Consider the following 18,531-nt stretch of genomic DNA (forward strand, 5'->3'; position numbering starts at 1 on the left):
CTGTGTTGCCGCCGACCTCGAACCGGGCGGATATTGGGATGAACCGTATGGCCTGCCCCAACGCCCCGAGGGAGGCGGACATGGCCACACACGCAGAGCGCGCCAAGCACCGGCGCAGCCGCATCCCGTTCGACGAGCATCTGCCCGTCGACCACCGGCTGAACCGGGTCTACCGGATCGGTGCCGGACTGATCGGCCTCTTCCTGCTGATCTTCGGCATCCTCGGGGTGGTCGACCACATCGGGCCCTTCAACACCGGCAGCGACACGGTGGCGGGCCTCAACACCAACGGCGCGCTGAGCGTGCTCTCGATCGTCGTCGGGCTGATCCTGCTCGCGGGCATGGTGATCGGCGGCAACTTCGCCTCGACGCTGAACATGGTCTTCGGCGTGCTGTTCCTCCTGAACGGCTTCATCAACCTGGGCCTGCTGGGCACCGACAGCAACATCCTGGCGTTCAAGATCCAGAACGTGTACTTCACCTTCGTGGTGGGCCTGCTGCTGATGACCTTCGGCATGTACGGCCGGGTCGGCTCGGTCCTCCCGCACGACAACCCTTACTGGCGCGCCCGGCACCCCGACCACCCGGACGCGCGGCCCGCGCTCACCGGCGCGGACCGGCCCGCCCTCACGGGTCTGGAGACCTACGACAAGGGGACGGGCGCCAAGGGGGGCGCGCGCCCGGACACGACCTCCGAGTGACCCGCCCCGTCGCCCGGTCCGGCGGCTAACCTGTCCCCATGCCTCGCTACGAGTACCGCTGCCGGACCTGCGGCGACACCTTCGAACTGAGCCGTCCCATGGCCGAGTCCGCCGCCCCCGCCGCCTGCCCGGCGGGCCACGACGACACGGTGAAGCTGCTCTCCGCGGTCGCGGTCGGCGGCACCTCCGCCGCGCCCGCGCCGAGCCCGTCGGGCGGAGGCGGCGGCTGCTGCGGCGGGGGCTGCTGCGGCTGATCCAAGCCGCCACCGCCGCCCGACGCACGCGGCCCGACACCCGTCGGCACCGCACACCGCCGCTGCCACCCGACGCACCTCCCGGCCCCTACGGACGCACCTCAGCCGAAGCAGGGGCCGACGTGCGTGCGGAAGCCGGGGCCGGAACCGCCGCCTCACTCCCCGCCGCCCCGCTCCCCGCCACGCCACTCCCCGCCGCGCCCAGGAACTCCCGCAGAATCCGCTCCCCCGCCAGCACCCCCCGATCCGCCAGCGCGTCCACATGCGGCGCCGTCCAGCCCGCCTCGGCCAGCTCCCCGTGCCCCGGCCGCCACGCGCGGTCGGCCGCGAGCAGCAGGTCGGCGTCGAGCAGCGAGTCACCGGCCGCGAGCGTCAGCTCCGCGCCGGTGCGCCGGGCCACCTCCCGCACGGCCGCGCTCTTGGTGAGCGGACCGGGGACGGCGTAGAGCTTGCGGCCCTGGAGCGAGACCGTCCAGCCGCGCTCGGCCGCCCAGCCGGACAGCTCCGCCACCCAGCTGTCGGGCGTCAGCTCGCGCTCCACGACCAGATAGGCGAACAGGTCCTCGGCGACGCGCTGCTTGCGCACCCACAGCGGATCGCCGATCGCGGCCAGGTGGTCCTGGACCTCCGCCAGCGGCGCGCACGCGGCGGCGAGCCGCGCCTGCACCTCGGCGTGCCAGTCCCGGTCCGTGAGCCCGTCGACCAGCAGATGGCCGCCGTTGGCGCAGATCGCGTACTTCGGGAGCGGGCCGGGCAGGTTGATCCGCTGATACTGCTTGCGGCTGCGGGTCGTCGTCGGCACGAACACCGCCGCGTCCCCGAGCGCGGTCAGCAGCCCGGCCGCCGTCTCCGTCATGAACGACAGCGGCCTGCTCTCGTGGACCTCCACGCACAGCAGCCGGGGCGCTCGGGCGTCGGGCATGGTCAGCCCGAGGGCCGCCGCGGAGTAGATCAGCGTGCGGTCGAGGTCGCTCGCCACCATCACCGGCATCAGACGTTCACCGCCCGGCCGTCGGCGCCGGTCGCACCGCGGGTGTAGCGCGGGTGGATCAGGCCGACGCAGCTGTACGGCAGCTCGTCGACCTCCTCCACCGGCACCCCGCGCTGCTCGGCGAGCAGACGGACATGGTCGAGGTCGGCGCCCGCGCCCTTGCGGGCGAGGATCTTCCAGGGCACCCGGCGCAGCAGCACCCGGGTGGTCTCGCCGACGCCGGGCTTGACCAGGTTCACGTCGTGGATGCCGTACTCCTCGCTGATCCGCTCCACGGCCCGCCAGCCCTCCCAGGTCGGGGCGCGGTCCCCGGCCAGCAGCTCCTTGACCGCCACGTCCACGCTCTCCGCGACCTCGGGGAAGCGGGCGGCGATCGCGTCCAGGAAGGCCACCGACGCATCGGCGCCGGCGAGTTCGCGGTAGAACTTCGCGCCGTGGAAGTCGTTCGGGCCGACCAGGTCCGCGCGCAGCACGGTGCGTGAAATCAGGCCGGAAACCGTCGAGTTGAGACACGCGGAGGGTATGAGGAAGTCCTCGCGGGTGCCGTAGGTGCGCACGCAGGAGCCCGGGTCGGCCAGGACGGCGATCTCCGGGGAGAAGCCGGTGATGCCCTCCTCGCGCTCGAACTCCTCGATGGCGTCGGCGAGTTCGCGGGTGATGGCGCCCTTGCCGGTCCAGCCGTCGACGAAGACGACGTCGCGCGGGTCGTGGTGGGCGGCCAGCCAGCGCAGCGCGTTGGCGTCGATGCCCCGGCCGCGCACGATCGAGACGGCGTAGTGCGGGAGCTGGAGGCCATGGCGGTGCTGGGCCCAGCGGCGCATCAGCACGCCGACCGGAGTGCCCGCACGGGCGAGGGAGACCAGCACCGGGCGGGGCGTCTCGCCGCCGGCCCCGGAGCGCGGCCGGGCGGCGACCTCGGTGAGGACCGTCTCCGTGACCACGCCGACGGCCTGGGCGATCCGGGCGGCCGAGGTCTCCAGGGCGGCGTGGAACAGCTCCTGGTAGCGCTCGCTGGGCTGGTACTCCACCGGCAGCGACTCCGCGTAGTGCGCGCCGCCGCTCTGCACGGCCTCCTCGCGCTCCTCGGTCGGCGCCTCCAGGGTCACGCCCGAGAGGTCCTGGAGCAGCCAGCCGACCTCGTCGGGGGCGTACGAGGAGAAGGCGGGGCCGCGGAGGGGCTCGGGCAGCATGGGCGGCCTTTCGGGGGAGGCGAGGGGCTCGGGTACGTAGGACGGCACGACCGCGAGCAGGACGTTCGGGACGTGGGCCGCGAGGCGGTCCAGGAGACCGCCGGGGGCGTGCAGCCGGGGGGTGTCGGCGGCGGAGTCGACGACGGCGAGGACGGTGTCGAAGCCGCCGCCCGCGATGTTGTACGCGTACCGCTCGCCGGGGCCGTCGGCCGGGTCGTCGTGATCGGGGAAGACCAGGCTGCTGCGTATCGCGTAGCCCGGGTCGTCCACCGCGAGCACCGGCGAGCGGGTGGTGGTCGAGAAGCGCACCTCGGCGGGGACCAGCTGCTCCAGCTCGCGGGCTATGCGCAGCGGGGCGTACATCAGCTCCTCGAAGCCGAGCACCAGCACCCGGCGGGCGCCCTCGGGCAGCGCCTCGGCGGCGCGGGCGGCCATCGCGGGCAGCGCGGCCTCCAGGCGGGCGCGGTGAGCGGGCGTGAACCCGTGCCGGCCGCCGTCGGGCAGCCCGCGCGGCCAGTGCAGATCGACGCGGGGGGTGCGGCCGTACGCCGCCGTGTCCTCGTCGTCCGCCCGCGCGGCCGGACCGGGTGCGGCGGCCGCGTGGCGGGCGACCAGCGCCTTCCCCTTCTCCAGCACGCCCTCGGGCAGCCGTACGGTCCCCGACGCGCCCGCGACCACGTCGACGCGGGCGCCGATCCCGGCGGCGAACCGCTCCAGGCGTCCGGCGTCCTCGGGTGAGCGCATGTCGACCAGGGCGACCACCACGTACCGCTGCCGGGGCGAGCGTTCGTGCAGGTCGCGAATGGTGTTGAGGATCGTGTTGCCGGTGGAGAACTCGTCGTCGACCAGCACCAGCGGGCCGTCGCCCGCGAGCAGCTCCGGGTCGGCCGGGAGCAGCAGATGGGAGGTGGCGTGCGAGTGGGACTCCTCGAAGCCGCCCGCGCGGTCCACCCCGGCCACCGGGCGGCGGGTGGAGTGCAGGTACGGCGCGAGGCCCAGGCCGTCGGCGACGGCGTGCCCGAGACCGGTGGCGGTCTCCGCGTACCCCAGGACGACGGCCTCGGCGGCCTCCGTGTCGCCGAGCAGCGCGCGCACCCGGCGGCCGAGCCGGACGCCGTGGCCGTAGACGACGGTGGGCGACTGGGGCACGTGCTTGCCCAGGACGTGCGAGACCAGCAGATGGGCCCGCTTGGGGTTGCGGCGCAGCGCGAGCCCGAGGAGGGCGGGCAGTTCGTCGTCGCCCTCCAGCTCGACACCGAGCCGCTCGGCGACCCAGCTGCCGGACCAGACGCCGTCGTTCACTGCGTTGTTCATGCGTTCCTTGGAGGTGGTGGGGGGAGGTCGGCCGGGTCGCCCCGGCGGCGGGAGGGTCAGCCGGTGATCCCGGCGGCGAGCAGTTCCACGAAGCCGACGTCCTCGCCGGCCACGCCGAAGACCTCGGCGCGCAGCAGGGTGCGCTCGGCCCAGGCGCGGTGGGGCTTCACCTCGTTCATCTTGTTCGTGTAGGCCGACCGCAGCACACCCCCACCGCCGCGTTCCGGCCGCAGGATGTCCTGGGCGTCGCTGAACTCTTCGTGACTGACCACGGACAGCGCGTGGACGGGCATGACATGGGAGGGATGGATGCAGGTCTTGCCGAGCAGACCGTTGGCCTGGTCGAGGGAGATCTCCCGCAGAAGGCCGTCCATGGCGTGTTCGATCAGCTTCTCGCGCAGCTCCACGGCCCGCACCTCAAGGAAGGGACTCTGCCGCAGCTGCGGCTTGAAGACCCGCTCGGGGACGCGGAAGTACTCCCAGACGGGCCCGGTCACGGTGAATCCGGTGCCGTCGGCGCGGCCCAGCACGTTGACCACGTCGGCGATCACCGAGGCGACGATCTGGACGTCGTAGGCGGTCATGTCGGGGGCGCGGCGCAGGCCGTAGGAGGAGCAGAAGTCGGTGACGCCGAGGCGCAGGGCGAGGACCCGCTCGCGGTACTTGCCGACCGCGTGCGCGATGCCCTCCAGGGTCTCCGCGCGGGACTCGCGGTAGATGAGCTCGGTCGACTCCAGGACGGGCATGGCGAACAGCCGCCGGCCGCTCTCCTTCTCCGCCGCGCTCAGCGCCTCCAGGAACGGCATCCCGCGGTCCCCGGTGAACTTGGGCAGCACGAAGCCGGAGAGCAGCCGCGCCGAGGCGCCGAGGCGCCGCACCAGGTCGGGGATCTGGTCGGGGGTGCGCACCCGGATGAAGAGCAGCGGCGGCTCCTCGCCCGTGCGCGCGTCGAGGTCGGCGAACTGCCGGACGAGGTTGTCCTCCCCGGCCGGTACGTCCGCGTCGTCGATGGAGTCCTCCAGGCACAGCACCATGGAGACCACGCCGGCCCGGCCCTGCTTGAGGACGTCGTCGGCGAGGCGGGGGCGGGTGGCCGGGCTGTAGAGCGTGGCGCCCAGGGCGGCGGAGAGCAGCCGGGCCGGGGAGTCGGCGGTGAACTCGCACGGCTCCTGGTGGAACAGACGTTCCCGCACCTCGGGGGCGATGTGCCCGAAATGACGCATAGGACTCCCTCAAGGCATACGCGGGCCGGTGATTTCGGCAAAGGGTGGCCGGTAATAGTACGTAGAGATCCATGTCAGGGGTTCCCGGGAGGGCATGAATTTCCGGTAACCGAGGCGTGTAGACGGCGGGTACCCCGCATTGTCGTGCCCAGGACCGAGAAGGCAGGATGACCGCATGACGCACGCGATGCTGAAGGGGTCGAACATCCCGCTGGAGGCCACCACGGTGCGCGCCGTGCTGCGCTGGACGCCCGGACAGGGCGTGCCGGACGTGGACGCCTCGGCGCTGCTGCTGGGTACCGACGGCCGTGTGCGCTCCGACGAGGACTTCGTCTTCTACAACCAGCCCCGGCACCCCTCCGGCGCCGTGTGGCGCCTGGGCAAGAAGCGGGTCACCGAGGGCCTGACCGACACCGTCCAGGCGGACCTGACCGGGGTGGAGCCGGGGGTCGGCCGGGTCCTGCTGGTCGCCTCGGCGGACGGCGAGACCTTCGACCGCGTGCCCGCGCTGTGCGTCCTGGTCTACGACGCGGCCACGCCCGACGCCGAGCCGCTGGCCCGCTTCGAGGTCACGCCCGAGACGGGGGCGGAGACGGCGCTGATCTGCGGTGAGCTGTACCGCCGGGGGGACGCCTGGAAGTTCCGCGCGCTGGGCGAGGGCTACTCGAACGGGCTGAAGGGGCTCGCCACCGACTTCGGCATCTCGGTGGACGAGTCGGAGGCGGTGGAGGAGCCGCCGCGCTCGGAGTCCCTGTCGCTGCCCCTGCCGCCCGAGCAGCCGCCGACCCCCACGCAGCCGCCCGCCTACGGCTATCCGCAGGCGACCTCGGCGCTGCGGTCGGCCTACGGCTACCCCCAGCCGGCCACCTCCGCGCAGCCCGGGTACGGCTACCCGCAGCCGGCCGGCACCCAGCAGTCGACGATCCAGCAGCCCCCGGCGACCCAGCAGCAGCCCGCCTACGGCTACCCGCAGCCCCAGCCCCTGCCGGCGGCGGCCCTGGACCCCGACTTCCGCCTGCCCCCACAGGGCCCCCAGTTCCTGGGCCGCTGACCCGGCGGCACGGCCCGGCCGCCCGGGGCCGCCCGAGTCCCTGGGCGGGCCCGGAGAGCCCCTAACGGTCCGCCTTGGACTTGTACCCCCGTCCCCAGCTGAGCCCCCACCCGTAGAGCCGGTCCAGTTCGCCCTGGAAGCCGTAGACGAACTTGACCTCGCGGCGGACGAGGAGTTCGCCCTTGACGTTCTCTATGAGCACCACCGCGCAGGAGCGGGCCTGGGGGTGGCGTTCGTCCAGGCCGATCTCGATGCGGGGGCCGTTGCTCGGGTAGAGGGTGACCTTGGCCTGGGTGCGGTCGAAGGCCGGGGTCTGGTCGTAGATGTAGACGAAGACCAGCAGCCGTTTGATCGCGTCGCGGTGGTCGAGGTTGACGTACATGGTCTCGCCGGAGGCCGAGCCGAAGCGGTCGTCGCCGCTGAGCTTGACGTACGGCGGGGCGTTGACGTCGCCGAAGTAGCCGCCGAGGGGCTGGACGACGCCCTTGGTGCCGTCCGCCAGCTCGTACAGGCAGCCGAGGTCCAGGTCGACGTTGACCATGCTCTGGCCGTGGCCCATGACTTCCGGTGGCTTGAGCGCCTTGAAGGGGTGCCGGAAGAGGCTCTCGCGCTGGATGCCGGCGATGTCGGAGGTCCGCATCTGCCAGGTCAGGTTGACCCGGAGGTGACCGGTGGCCGCGTCCTGTTTGGTGAGGGACACCTGCTGGTGCCGCTTGGTCAGCTCGATCGCGTTGGTGCCGGGGCTGCCCGAGTCGAAGTCGGCGCCGCGTCCGCCCAGCAGTCCGTCGAGGAATCCCATTCCCGCCCCCTGGTGCTCGTGCTCGTGCTGCTCGTCGAGGAAAAGCCGAACGGGGCGGCCGACCACGTCGGCCGCCCCGTTCGAAGCGTTCCCTTCCGGCGCGGGGCGCCACACCCCGCCCCGCCCCCGATCTTGCCCCTAGGGGGCGCACCGGGGCACAGGGGTCACCCCCCCCCGGCACCGCGGGGTCACACCCCCGAGGAGATCTCCGTCTTCTCCGCCGAGCCCGTGTCTCCGCCCGCCGCCGCCAGCGCGCGGTTGCGGCGCACCGAGGACCAGAAGGACCAGGCGATCAGGACGACGCCGACGAGACCGGTGACGACTTCGTTGATCTCGTACTGGATGGTGACCATGAGAATCACGGCCAGGGCGCCGATGGCGTAGTGGGCGCCGTGCTCCAGGTAGACGTAGTCGTCCAGGGTGCCCTGGCGGACCAGGTAGACCGTCAGCGAACGGACGTACATCGCGCCGATGCCGAGGCCGAGCGCCATCAGGACGATGTCGTTGGTGATGGCGAAGGCGCCGATCACACCGTCGAAGGAGAAGGACGCGTCCAGGACCTCGAGGTAGAGGAACATGAAGAACGCGGCCTGGCCGGCGAGCAGCACCGCCGAGCGGGGCTTGCCGGAGCGGGCGGCCGCTTCCTCGGCCTCGTGCTCGCGCTCCTCCTCGGCCTCCAGCTTGTCCTCGAAGTAGCCGGAGAGACCACCGACGACCATGTAGGTGATCAGACCCGCGACGCCCGCGATCAGCACCGTCTGCGCCTTGTCGGCGTGGGCGCCGCCGTGCTGGTGGGCGTGGGCGGCGAAGGTGAAGGAGGTGATCAGCAGGACGATCAGGGAAATGCAGACCGACAGCATGTCGACCTTGCCGAGCTTGGCCAGCGGCCGCTCGATCCAGCGCAGCCACTGGATGTCCCGGTCCTCGAAGATGAAGTCGAGGAAGATCATCAACAGGAACATCCCGCCGAAGGCGGCGATCGCCGGGTGGGCGTCGGTGACGAGTTCCTGGTAGCGGTCCTTGTTGTTGAGCGCGAGATTGACGGCCTCGATCGGGCCCATCTTGGCGCTGATGGCGACGATCACGACGGGGAAGACCAGGCGCATGCCGAATACCGCGATGAGCACGCCGACCGTGAGGAAGATCTTCTGCCAGAAGGCGTTCATCTTCTTCAGGATTCCGGCGTTGACCACCGCGTTGTCGAACGACAGCGAGATCTCCAGGATGGAGAGGATCGCGACGATGCCGAAGGCCTTCCACCCCCCGTAGAAGACCGCCGCGACCAGGCCGAGCGCGGTCACCGCGAACGACCAGCCGAAGGTTTTCAGAAGCACTGGCTACCCCATCGTGTGTGGAGGGCCGCCCCAGAGCATGTCTGGGAGCGATTTTCCCCCGCGCCGTACCCGGCTTTACGAAACGTTGACTCCGAAGTCTAGAGCGATGCCCTTGAGTCCGGACGCGTACCCCTGCCCCACCGCTCGGAACTTCCATTCGCCCTGGTACCGATAGAGCTCGCCGAAGATCATCGCCGTTTCGGTGGAGGCGTCCTCGCTCAGGTCGTACCGCGCGAGTTCCTGGTCGTCGTCGCGGTTGACCACGCGGATGAACGCGTTGGAGACCTGCCCGAAGGACTGGCCGCGTTCGTCCGCCATATGGATCGAGACGGGGAAGATGATCTTTTCGCACTGGGGCGGAACCCGGGAAAGGTCCACCAGAATCGATTCGTCGTCGCCCTCGCCCTCACCGGTGAGATTGTCGCCGGTGTGCTCGACCGAGCCGTCCGGGCTGGTGAGCTGGTTGTAGAACACGAACCACTCGTCGCCCATGACCCGGTTCCCGGCGCCGCACAGCAGGGCGCTGGCGTCCAGGTCGAAGGGGGCGCCGGTGGTGGACCGCGCGTCCCAGCCGAGTCCGATCATGACGTTGGTGAGATTCGGCGCGGCCTTGGACAGGGAGACATTGCCTCCCTTGGCAAGTGTGACACCCATGCTGTCTGGTCCTCCCCTGTCGTGCTTCCTTGTGTCTCCTGCGCTCCCCCAGAGGGGGTTACCCCCCGGCGCCGCCCCGCGAACGGGACGGCGCCGGACGGTGGACCCGGTGACGTCAGACGTTGACGCCGAAGTCCTGGGCGATGCCGCGCAGTCCCGAGGCGTAGCCCTGGCCGATGGCGCGGAACTTCCACTCCGCGCCGTTGCGGTAGAGCTCGCCGAAGACCATGGCCGTCTCGGTGGACGCGTCCTCGCTCAGGTCGTAGCGCGCCAGCTCCTGGCCGCCGGCCTGGTTCACCACGCGGATGAACGCGTTGCGGACCTGACCGAAGGACTGCTGGCGGTTGTCGGCGTCGTAGATCGACACCGGGAACACGATCTTGTCGACGTCGGCGGGCACCGCGGCCAGGTTGACCTTGATCTGCTCGTCGTCGCCCTCGCCCTCACCGGTGAGGTTGTCGCCGGTGTGCTCGACCGAGCCGTCCGGGCTCTTGAGGTTGTTGAAGAAGACGAAGTTCTGGTCGCTGCCGACCTTGCCGGCGTTGTTCAGCAGCAGCGCGCTGGCGTCGAGGTCGAAGTCGGTGCCGGTCGTGGTGCGCACGTCCCACCCCAGGCCGACGATGACGGCGGTCAGGCCCGGGGCCTCCTTCGTCAGCGATACGTTGCCGCCCTTGCTGAGGCTGACTCCCACGGGTCCTCCATATGGTGTCGGGGGCGGGAAGCCCCGTCGTGCTTCGGATATGGGATCAACGTGCCGATCCTAGTGACGGGTTCCCGCCCCTCGCAGACCCCGCACCCGGAGGTTCGCAGGTGTCGGGGCCCGGGGACGTTCGCCCCGGACCGGCTCACAGCGCGTCGAGCGCCTTGACGTAGTCGTTGAGGTCGCGGGCGTCGGGCAGGCCGTTGACGACGGTCCACCGCACGATGCCCTCCTTGTCGATGACGAAGGTGCCCCGGACGGCGCAGCCCTTGTCCTCGTCGAAGACGCCGTAGGCGCGGGAGACGTTGCCGTGCGGCCAGAAGTCGCTCAGCAGCGGGTACTCCAGGCCCTCCTGCTCGGCGAAGACGCGCAGGGTGTGGATGGAGTCGTTGGAGACGGCGAGGAGCCGGGTGTCGCGGTCCTCGAACTGCGGCAGGTGGTCACGCAGCTCGCACAGCTCACCGGTGCACACGCCGGTGAAGGCGAAGGGGTAGAAGAGCAGGACCACGTTCTTCTCGCCGTGGAAGTCCGAGAGCTTCACGGTGCGGCCGTGGTTGTCCTTGAGTTCGAAGTCGGGCGCCTTGTCGCCGGCCTGGATCGCCATCGTCCTTGCATCCCTTCGGTGGGCTGTCGGGGGGTGAGCGGGAGCCCCGCTCCCGCTCACCCTACGCAGCGCGCACCATGGGCCCCGGAGCAGGCCGGGGGTGTTGCCCGGCCCGTTCCGGAGCCCGGGGCCCGGTGGGGTCTGCCGCTTCGCGCTTCAGTGCTTGCCGGACTCGACGGCCTCGGCGGCCTCGGCGCTCGCCGGACTTGGCGGTCTCAGCGCTTGCCGGACTTGGCGGCCTTCGGCGTCGCCAGACGCGAGCCGCTCCAGTCCTTGCCGACGCTGACGCTCTTGGACGCGGTCAGGCCGGCGGTCGTCGCGGCCTCCGAGATGTCGCTCGGCTCCACGTACCCCGTACGGCCGGTCTTCGGCGTCAGGAGCAGGATGGCACCGCCCTCTTCGATGTACGTGGTGGCGTCCACCAGCACGTCGGTGAGGTCGCCGTCGTCATCACGGAACCACAGCACGACGGCGTCGGCCACGTCGTCGTATTCCTCGTCCATCAGGTCGCCTTCGACGGCTTCCTCGATGGCCTCGCGGAGTTCCTGATCGACGTCCTCGTCGTAGCCGATCTCCTGGACCACCTGTCCGGGCTGGAAACCCAGCCTGGCGGCAGGGTTGGTCCGCTCCTCCGCGTGGTCCGCGGTCGCGCTCACGGGTTGCCTCCTGATCATGTCTTGGTGAAGTAACTCAGCCCCGCGCGTACGCGAAGCATTGGCCGTAGTCCACACGGGCGGGACGGATCGCGCAAGTACCCGGCCGTCCAGACCGCCGAAACGGTGACTGCCGCGACGTCGCAGCAGCGGCTTATGGCACCGTATCCCGTTTGCCGGGGAACCACATCACACCGATGTGCCCGTTATGCCCCCTCCAGAATCATCCTTGGTTACGACAGTCGAACAAATTTGCCGAGCGCGTCACACTGCGGGCGTATCGTCGCGTTTTGCGCCGGGCGAACGCCGCGACCGGGGTGACGCGGGCCATGGCGAGGTACACGATGGGGAACGTCCTTCAGAGAAGAAGTCTCCCGAAGTCTTCAGAGAAGAAATGGCCCAGGCCCTCCGAAAGGTGAGGAACAGCGTGGCTTCCGGTTCCGATCGCAATCCGATCATCATTGGCGGCCTTCCGAGTCAGGTTCCTGACTTCGACCCCGAGGAAACGCAGGAGTGGCTCGACTCCCTCGACGCCGCCGTCGACGAGCGCGGCCGGGAGCGGGCCCGGTATCTCATGCTCCGGCTGATCGAGCGGGCCCGCGAGAAGCGCGTGGCCGTGCCCGAGATGCGCAGCACGGACTACGTCAACACGATCCCCACCAAGAGCGAGCCGTTCTTCCCGGGCAACGAGGAGATCGAGCGCCGCATCCTGAACGCCACCCGCTGGAACGCGGCCGTGATGGTCTCGCGCGCCCAGCGGCCCGGCATCGGCGTGGGCGGCCACATCGCCACCTTCGCGTCCTCCGCGTCCCTGTACGACGTGGGCTTCAACCACTTCTTCCGCGGCAAGGACGGCGGTGACGGCGGCGACCAGGTCTTCTTCCAGGGCCACGCCTCCCCCGGCATCTACGCCCGCGCCTATCTGCTCGACCGGCTCACCGAGAACCAGCTCGACGGCTTCCGCCAGGAGAAGTCGAAGTACCCCGACGGACTGTCCAGCTACCCGCATCCGCGCTCCATGCCGGACTTCTGGGAGTTCCCGACCGTCTCCATGGGCCTCGGCCCGCTCGGCGCGATCTACCAGGCGCGGATGAACCGCTACATGGAGGCGCGCGGGATCGCCGACACCTCCGACTCCCATGTGTGGGCGTTCCTCGGCGACGGCGAGATGGACGAGCCGGAGTCGCTCGGCCAGCTGTCCATCGCCGCCCGCGAGCACCTGGACAACCTGACCTTCGTCGTCAACTGCAACCTCCAGCGGCTCGACGGCCCGGTGCGCGGCAACGGCAAGATCATCCAGGAGCTGGAGTCGCAGTTCCGGGGCGCCGGCTGGAACGTGATCAAGCTGGTGTGGGACCGGACCTGGGACCCGCTGCTGGCCCAGGACCGGGACGGCATCCTGGTCAACAAGCTGAACACCACGCCCGACGGCCAGTTCCAGACGTACGCCACCGAGTCCGGCCGGTACATCCGCGAGCACTTCTTCGGCGACGACCAGCGGCTGCGCGCCATGGTCGAGAACATGACCGACGACCAGATCCTGCACCTGGGGCGCGGCGGCCACGACCACCGGAAGATCTTCGCGGCGATGTCGGCGGCCAAGGCGCACAAGGGCCAGCCGACGGTGATCCTGGCGCAGACGGTCAAGGGCTGGACGCTCGGCCCCAACTTCGAGGGCCGCAACGCCACGCACCAGATGAAGAAGCTGACGGTCGACGACCTCAAGCACTTCCGCGACCGGCTGCACCTGCCGATCTCCGACCGCGAGCTGGAGTCCGGCGCCCCGCCGTACTACCACCCGGGCCGGGACTCGGAGGAGATCCAGTACATGCACGACCGGCGCAAGTCGCTCGGCGGGTACGTCCCGACGCGCCTCGTGCGCTCGAAGCCGCTGGAGCTGCCGGACGACACGGCGTACGCGAGTGTGAAGAAGGGGTCGGGTCAGCAGCAGATCGCCACCACCATGGCGTTCGTGCGGCTCCTGAAGGACCTCATGCGGGACAAGGAGATCGGCAGGCGGTTCGTGCTGATCGCGCCGGACGAGTACCGCACCTTCGGCATGGACTCGTTCTTCCCGAGTGCGAAGATCTACAACCCGCTCGGCCAGCAGTACGAGTCGGTGGACCGCGAGCTGCTCCTCGCCTACAAGGAGTCCCCGACCGGCCAGATGCTGCACGACGGCATCTCCGAGGCGGGCTGCACGGCCTCGCTGATGGCGGCGGGCTCGGCCTACGCGACCCATGGCGAGCCGCTGATCCCGGTCTACGTCTTCTACTCGATGTTCGGTTTCCAGCGCACCGGCGACCAGTTCTGGCAGATGGCCGACCAGCTGGCGCGCGGTTTCGTCCTGGGCGCGACCGCGGGCCGTACGACCCTGACCGGTGAGGGACTCCAGCACGCGGACGGCCACTCCCAGCTGCTGGCCTCGACCAACCCGGCGTGCGTGGCGTACGACCCGGCGTACGGCTACGAGATCGCGCACATCGTCAAGGACGGGCTGCGCCGGATGTACGGCGGCGACGCCGAGCACCCGCACGGCGAGGACGTCTTCTACTACCTCACCGTCTACAACGAGCCGATCAAGCACCCGGCCGAGCCGGAGAACGTGGACGTCGAGGGCATCCTCAAGGGCATCCACAAGATCAAGGACGGCGACTCCGGCGCGATCCCGGCGCAGATCATGGCCTCGGGCGTCGCGGTGCCGTGGGCGCTCGAAGCACAGCGAATCCTGGCCGAGGACTGGAACGTACGGGCCGACGTGTGGTCGGCGACCTCCTGGAACGAGCTGCGGCGCGAGGCGGTGGCCTGCGAGGAGCACAACCTGCTGCATCCCGAGGAGGAGCAGCGGGTGCCGTTCGTGACGCGCAAGCTCAGCGCGGGTGAGGGGCCGTTCGTGGCGGTGTCCGACTGGATGCGGGCGGTGCCGGATCAGATCGCGCGGTGGGTTCCCGGGCCGTATCAGTCGCTCGGCGCGGACGGGTTCGGCTTCGCCGACACTCGGGGGGCTGCTCGGCGGTTCTTCCATATCGACGCGGAGTCGATCGTCGTCGCTGTGCTGAGCGAGTTGGCGAAGGAGGGGCGGGTCGATCGGTCTGTGCTGAAGCAGGCGATTGACCGGTATCAGTTGCTGAACGTCAAAGCGGCAGCGCCTGGTGCAGCGGGGGGAGATGCGTAGGTGCTGACGCCTGCAGCCGCGTGATCGCCGATGTTGCTTCGGTGATCGCGCGGCTGCCGGGCCGTTGTGGCTGGTCGCGCAGTTCCCCGCGCCCCTGGGGAGTTGTCACCCAACCAAACTTAAATGTGGCCCACCCCTGCTCCCGCCTCCGCGTTCTCTCCTCGGCGGGTCAGCAGGGCCACCAGGATCGCCGCCGCTGCCACGCCTGCCGCCACCAGGGAGGCGAGGCTCATGCCGGAGATGAAGGTGTCGTGGGCGACGTCGGTGATCTTGGCGATGAGGGCGGGGGGCATTTCCTTGGTCACCGGGGGAACGCCTACCTGGACGGCCTCGGAGGCCTGGCCCAGTTGGGCGGGGGTGAGCCTGGGGAGGCCCGCGGCGGCCCAGTTGCCGGCGAGGTCGTTGTCGACCTTGGAGGCCATCACGGCACCGAGCACGGCGGTGCCGAGGCTGCCGCCGATCTGCATGGCCGCCTGCTGAAGGCCGCCGGCGACGCCGGACAGCTCCATGGGCGCGTTGCCGACGATGACCTCGGTGGCGCCGACCATGACGGGGGCCAGGCCGAGGCCGAGCAGGGCGAACCAGATCGACATGGTGGCGCTGCCGGTGTCCGCCTTGAGGGTGGACATGCCGTACATGGCGACGGCGGTGAGCGTCATGCCGCCCGCGAGCGGGACGCGCGGGCCCAGCTTGGTGATGGCGAGGCCCGCCAGCGGGGAGCCGACGATCATCATGCCGGTGAGCGGGAGCAGATGCAGACCGGCGTCGACCGGGCTGAGGCCGTGCACGTTCTGGAGGTAGAAGGTCACGAAGAACAGGCCGCCCATGAAGGCGATGGCCATGAGGACCATGAGCACCACGCCCGCCGACAGCGGGACCGAGCGGAAGAGCGTCAGCGGGATCAGCGGTTCCGCGACCCTCGTCTCCCACCAGGCGAAGGCCACGAAGAGCAGCGCGGAGGCGCCGATGAAGCCCCAGGTGCGGCCGTCGCCCCAGCCCCAGGCGGGCGCCTTGATGAGCGCCCAGACCAGGCAGAACATGGCGCCGGAGAGCAGCGCGATGCCGGGCAGGTCGAAGGAGCGTGGCGCGTTCTCGGCGCGGTGGTCGAGCAGGATCAGTGAGCCGAGGACCAGGGCGAGCAGGCCGACGGGCACGTTGATGAAGAACACCGACTGCCAGTTGACGTGCTGGACGAGGACACCGCCGAGGATCGGGCCGCCCGCGGTGGAGGCGCCGATGACCATGCCCCAGATGCCGATCGCCATGTTGAGCTTCTCGGCCGGGAAGGTGGCCCGCAGCAGGCCGAGCGCGGCCGGCATCAGCAGCGCGCCGAACAGGCCCTGGAAGACCCGGAAGGTGACGACCATCGGGATGCTGTCGGACAGCCCGATGGCGCCGGAGGCCAGCGCGAAGCCGGTCACGCCGATGAGGAAGGTCTGCCGGTGGCCGAAGCGGTCGCCGAGCTTGCCCGCGGTGATCAGGGAGACCGCGAGGGCGAGGAAGTAGGCGTTGGTGATCCACTGCACGTCGGAGAAGCTCGCGTGCAGGTCCTTGGCGATGGCCGGGTTGGCGATGGCCACGATGGTGCCGTCGAGGGCCACCATCATCACGCCCACGGCGACGGTGATCAGGGTGAACCAGGGATGGCCGCGAAGTCCCGCCGGGGTCGGTGCAGACGCGTCGGCGGATGCCCCGTCACCCGGACCCGCCTTGTCGATGGTGGTCTGACTAGTCATGAGATCGAGGCTAATGACAGTCACTGACAGTTGACAAACCGATTCACTCGCCGGTCATCGGCGTGTCTCCCAGCGCATAGGCTGAGCTGGAAGGACGTTCACAGGAGAAGGCCCATGGAGACGCTGCGCGAGCGCAAGAAGCGGCGTACGCGCGAGGCGCTGGTGCGAGCCGCCCTCGAACTGTTCACCACGCGGGGGTACGAGCAGACCACCGTCGACGAGATCGCCGAGGCCGTCGACGTCTCGCAGCGCACCTTCTTCCGCTACTTCGCGGGCAAGGAGGACGCGGCCTTCGCCGTGCAGGACATGACGGAGGCGCACTTCGTCGAGGCCGTGCGCGACCGCCCGCCGCACGAGCCGCCGATGGTCGCGCTGCGGCAGGCGGTCCTGGAGAACTGGGACGCCATCAGGGAGACGGTCGAGTCGGCCGTGCCGGTCGAGCTGTATCTGCGGATGTACCGCGTGATCGGCTCGACGCCCGCCCTGCTCGCCTCCCATCTGCGCCGCTCGGCGGCGACCGAGCAGACCCTCGCCCGGGTGCTCGCCGAGCGCGAGGGCGTGGACGTGGACGCCGATCCCCGGCCCCGGCTGGCGGTGGCGGTGTTCTGCGGGGTGATACGGGTCACCGAGCAGCAGTGGAGCATGGGCGAGGACTTCAGCCTGGAGGCCATCCGGGGGCTGACCGCGTCGTACCTCGATCAGGTGGGCCCGGCGCTGACCGGGAACTGGGCGACGGCCTGAATTCGTTTCCGCATCACCGAGATCGTTCCGGGATTTCGATCCCGATCCGTCCTACGATCCGCGAAACCCGTCCCCCGACTCGCGAAACGTGATCCCCGCCACTTGGTTACCCCGAGACCGTCCCGTTCTCCTAGTGTGTCCTCCCAGTGACTTCCTTCGGCACCTCCCCCCAGCTCAATGTCTGGCGCGCCCTGCTGGCGCTGGCCGTCGTGTTCGTGATGCTCGCGACCACCGGCTGGACGGCGCTGCACACCCACCGGGACTCGACCGCGCTGCGGTCCTCGCTCGCCCAGTGGGAGCGCGACAGCATCGGCGGCCACCGGCTGCCCGACCCGACCGCCTCGACCCCGGCGCGGCTCGCGGCGTTCTTCGCCTCGCTCACCGCGGCGGACCGTCTGCTGCTCGCCGACCGCTATCCCCTCGCGGTCGGCAACATGAACGGCGCCCCGGTGACCCTGCGCTATCGCGCCAACCGGGTCGCCCTGGACCAGGCCGGTGAGGACGCGCGGCGCCGGATGCACGACAGCCGGCTGAGTACGTACGGCCAGCAGGACGCGGCCCGCCGCATGCAGCGCTACGAAGCGCTCGCGCAGCCCGGCCGGCACATCCTGGCCTTCGACCCCGACGGCTCCGGCCGGGTGGCCGAGGTGTTCGGCGATCTGGACCGGGCGCAGCGGATCTCCGTGGTGGTGCCCGGTGTGGACACCGACCTGTTCACCTTCCAGCGGACGAACCGCAGGTACAGCGCCCCGGTCGGCATGGCGCAGGCGCTGCACGCGGCCGAGCGGAAGGCGAGCCCGAAGACGCGGACGGCCGTGATCGCCTGGGCCGACTACACCGCGCCCGACGGGATCGGTGTGGACGCGGCGACCGCGATGCGCGCCGAGGACGGCGCCGTCCGGCTCAACGCGCTGCTCGGCGCGCTGCCCGGCCGCGCCCCGGTGTCGATGTTCTGCCACAGCTACGGCTCGGTGCTGTGCGGCGTGGCCGCGCACGGCATGCCGCGGCGGGTGAGCGACGTGGCGGTGGCCGCGAGCCCCGGCATGCGGGTCGGCAGTGCGGCCCAGCTGGGCACCCGGGCCCGGGTGTGGGCCATGCGGGACGCCACCGACTGGGTGCGGGACGTGCCGTATCTGGAGGTCGGCGGCCTCGGGCACGGGGCCGACCCGGTCTCCCGCGCCTTCGGCGCCCGCGTCCTCTCGGCGAGCGACGCCCAGGGGCACGCCGGTTATTTCCAGCCCGGCACGGACAGCCTGCGCAACCTGGCCAGGGTCGGCGTGGGCGCGTACGACGCGGTCACCTGCGCGCACGGGGACGACGGGTGCCGTACCGGTCTGCCGGAGACGTCCCCCAACGGACGCGCGTAGAAGACAGCAGGAAGTGCGGTCTGCGCGGGTGGCGACGGAGGAGC

At 70.6% G+C, this 18,531-nt stretch carries 16 protein-coding genes; 6 read left to right on the top strand and 10 right to left on the bottom strand.

Annotated elements, in window-relative coordinates; translation table 11 throughout:
• Positions 1–80: 80 nt before the first annotated feature.
• Together AB0898_RS19765 and AB0898_RS19770 are read left to right on the top strand one after the other, a co-directional pair.
• Entirely contained in the window at positions 81–701 is a 621-nt protein-coding gene (locus tag AB0898_RS19765; RefSeq protein WP_366804228.1) for a DUF4383 domain-containing protein, read from the top strand.
• Between the two features lie 38 nt (positions 702–739).
• Positions 740–955 carry a zinc ribbon domain-containing protein gene (locus AB0898_RS19770; RefSeq protein WP_199583634.1) on the top strand — a complete coding sequence of 72 codons (216 nt, stop codon included), beginning with the start codon at positions 740–742 and terminating at the stop codon, positions 953–955.
• 88 nt (positions 956–1,043) lie between these two features.
• On the opposite strand, the gene AB0898_RS19775 is transcribed toward AB0898_RS19770, so the two are convergent.
• Genes AB0898_RS19775 through AB0898_RS19785 form a run of 3 tightly spaced genes read right to left on the bottom strand, consistent with a single transcriptional unit; the run spans position 1,044 to position 5,673 of the window.
• Positions 1,044–1,946: an HAD family hydrolase gene (locus AB0898_RS19775; protein WP_366804229.1), complete on the bottom strand. Its 903-nt coding sequence runs from the start codon at positions 1,944–1,946 to the stop codon at positions 1,044–1,046.
• A complete protein-coding gene (locus tag AB0898_RS19780; protein ID WP_366804230.1) occupies positions 1,946–4,450 on the bottom strand; it encodes a phosphoribosyltransferase in 2,505 nt (834 codons plus the stop codon). Before AB0898_RS19780 ends, AB0898_RS19775 begins: the two co-directional genes overlap by 1 nt.
• 56 nt (positions 4,451–4,506) lie before the next feature.
• Positions 4,507–5,673, bottom strand: coding sequence for an HpcH/HpaI aldolase/citrate lyase family protein (locus AB0898_RS19785; RefSeq protein ID WP_366804231.1), 1,167 nt, complete (start codon positions 5,671–5,673; stop codon positions 4,507–4,509).
• A 175-nt stretch (positions 5,674–5,848) separates the two neighbouring features.
• On the opposite strand from AB0898_RS19785, the gene AB0898_RS19790 reads away from it, so the two are divergent.
• Positions 5,849–6,724, top strand: coding sequence for a TerD family protein (locus AB0898_RS19790; protein WP_366804232.1), 876 nt, complete (start codon positions 5,849–5,851; stop codon positions 6,722–6,724).
• A gap of 61 nt (positions 6,725–6,785) precedes the next feature.
• On the opposite strand, the gene AB0898_RS19795 is transcribed toward AB0898_RS19790, so the two are convergent.
• The 6 genes from AB0898_RS19795 to AB0898_RS19820 form a co-directional block, all read right to left on the bottom strand.
• On the bottom strand, positions 6,786–7,523 hold the full coding sequence (locus tag AB0898_RS19795) for a Tellurium resistance (RefSeq protein WP_366804233.1): 738 nt from the start codon (positions 7,521–7,523) through the stop codon (positions 6,786–6,788).
• Between the two features lie 188 nt (positions 7,524–7,711).
• Positions 7,712–8,857 (bottom strand): DUF475 domain-containing protein, encoded by a 1,146-nt coding sequence (locus tag AB0898_RS19800; protein WP_366804234.1) that lies wholly within the window; start codon positions 8,855–8,857, stop codon positions 7,712–7,714.
• Between the two features lie 75 nt (positions 8,858–8,932).
• The gene (locus tag AB0898_RS19805; protein ID WP_366804235.1) at positions 8,933–9,511 is read right to left on the bottom strand and encodes a TerD family protein; all 579 of its coding nucleotides are present in this window, start codon (positions 9,509–9,511) and stop codon (positions 8,933–8,935) included.
• A gap of 115 nt (positions 9,512–9,626) precedes the next feature.
• The gene (locus AB0898_RS19810) at positions 9,627–10,202 is read right to left on the bottom strand and encodes a TerD family protein (protein WP_366804236.1); all 576 of its coding nucleotides are present in this window, start codon (positions 10,200–10,202) and stop codon (positions 9,627–9,629) included.
• A gap of 154 nt (positions 10,203–10,356) precedes the next feature.
• Entirely contained in the window at positions 10,357–10,815 is a 459-nt protein-coding gene (locus tag AB0898_RS19815) for a peroxiredoxin (RefSeq protein ID WP_366804237.1), read from the bottom strand.
• A gap of 215 nt (positions 10,816–11,030) precedes the next feature.
• Positions 11,031–11,471, bottom strand: coding sequence for a DUF3052 domain-containing protein (locus tag AB0898_RS19820; RefSeq protein ID WP_018545328.1), 441 nt, complete (start codon positions 11,469–11,471; stop codon positions 11,031–11,033).
• Between the two features lie 424 nt (positions 11,472–11,895).
• On the opposite strand from AB0898_RS19820, the gene aceE reads away from it, so the two are divergent.
• Positions 11,896–14,643, top strand: coding sequence for a pyruvate dehydrogenase (acetyl-transferring), homodimeric type (gene aceE, locus AB0898_RS19825; RefSeq protein ID WP_366804238.1), 2,748 nt, complete (start codon positions 11,896–11,898; stop codon positions 14,641–14,643).
• A gap of 119 nt (positions 14,644–14,762) precedes the next feature.
• On the opposite strand, the gene AB0898_RS19830 is transcribed toward aceE, so the two are convergent.
• Positions 14,763–16,379, bottom strand: coding sequence for an MFS transporter (locus AB0898_RS19830; protein ID WP_366804239.1), 1,617 nt, complete (start codon positions 16,377–16,379; stop codon positions 14,763–14,765).
• A 114-nt stretch (positions 16,380–16,493) separates the two neighbouring features.
• Between AB0898_RS19830 and AB0898_RS19835 the strand changes: the two genes are divergently transcribed.
• Both AB0898_RS19835 and AB0898_RS19840 read left to right on the top strand, forming a co-directional pair.
• Positions 16,494–17,120, top strand: coding sequence for a TetR family transcriptional regulator (locus AB0898_RS19835; RefSeq protein WP_366804240.1), 627 nt, complete (start codon positions 16,494–16,496; stop codon positions 17,118–17,120).
• A gap of 146 nt (positions 17,121–17,266) precedes the next feature.
• Complete coding sequence (locus tag AB0898_RS19840) at positions 17,267–18,487, top strand: alpha/beta hydrolase (RefSeq protein ID WP_366804241.1); 1,221 nt, start codon at positions 17,267–17,269, stop codon at positions 18,485–18,487.
• Positions 18,488–18,531: the final 44 nt, after the last annotated feature.

The sequence above is a fragment of the Streptomyces sp. NPDC005435 genome, from assembly GCF_040703155.1.
GTDB lineage: Bacteria > Actinomycetota > Actinomycetes > Streptomycetales > Streptomycetaceae > Streptomyces.

Coding starts and splice junctions, on each gene's coding strand:
- AB0898_RS19790 (WP_366804232.1), top strand. CDS start 5,849: ATGACGCACGCGATGCTGAAGGGGTCGAACATCCCGCTGGAGGCCACC.
- AB0898_RS19830 (WP_366804239.1), bottom strand. CDS start 16,379: ATGACTAGTCAGACCACCATCGACAAGGCGGGTCCGGGTGACGGGGCA.
- AB0898_RS19805 (WP_366804235.1), bottom strand. CDS start 9,511: ATGGGTGTCACACTTGCCAAGGGAGGCAATGTCTCCCTGTCCAAGGCC.
- AB0898_RS19765 (WP_366804228.1), top strand. CDS start 81: ATGGCCACACACGCAGAGCGCGCCAAGCACCGGCGCAGCCGCATCCCG.
- AB0898_RS19785 (WP_366804231.1), bottom strand. CDS start 5,673: ATGCGTCATTTCGGGCACATCGCCCCCGAGGTGCGGGAACGTCTGTTC.
- AB0898_RS19835 (WP_366804240.1), top strand. CDS start 16,494: ATGGAGACGCTGCGCGAGCGCAAGAAGCGGCGTACGCGCGAGGCGCTG.
- AB0898_RS19775 (WP_366804229.1), bottom strand. CDS start 1,946: ATGCCGGTGATGGTGGCGAGCGACCTCGACCGCACGCTGATCTACTCC.
- AB0898_RS19780 (WP_366804230.1), bottom strand. CDS start 4,450: ATGAACAACGCAGTGAACGACGGCGTCTGGTCCGGCAGCTGGGTCGCC.
- AB0898_RS19770 (WP_199583634.1), top strand. CDS start 740: ATGCCTCGCTACGAGTACCGCTGCCGGACCTGCGGCGACACCTTCGAA.
- AB0898_RS19795 (WP_366804233.1), bottom strand. CDS start 7,523: ATGGGATTCCTCGACGGACTGCTGGGCGGACGCGGCGCCGACTTCGAC.
- AB0898_RS19815 (WP_366804237.1), bottom strand. CDS start 10,815: ATGGCGATCCAGGCCGGCGACAAGGCGCCCGACTTCGAACTCAAGGAC.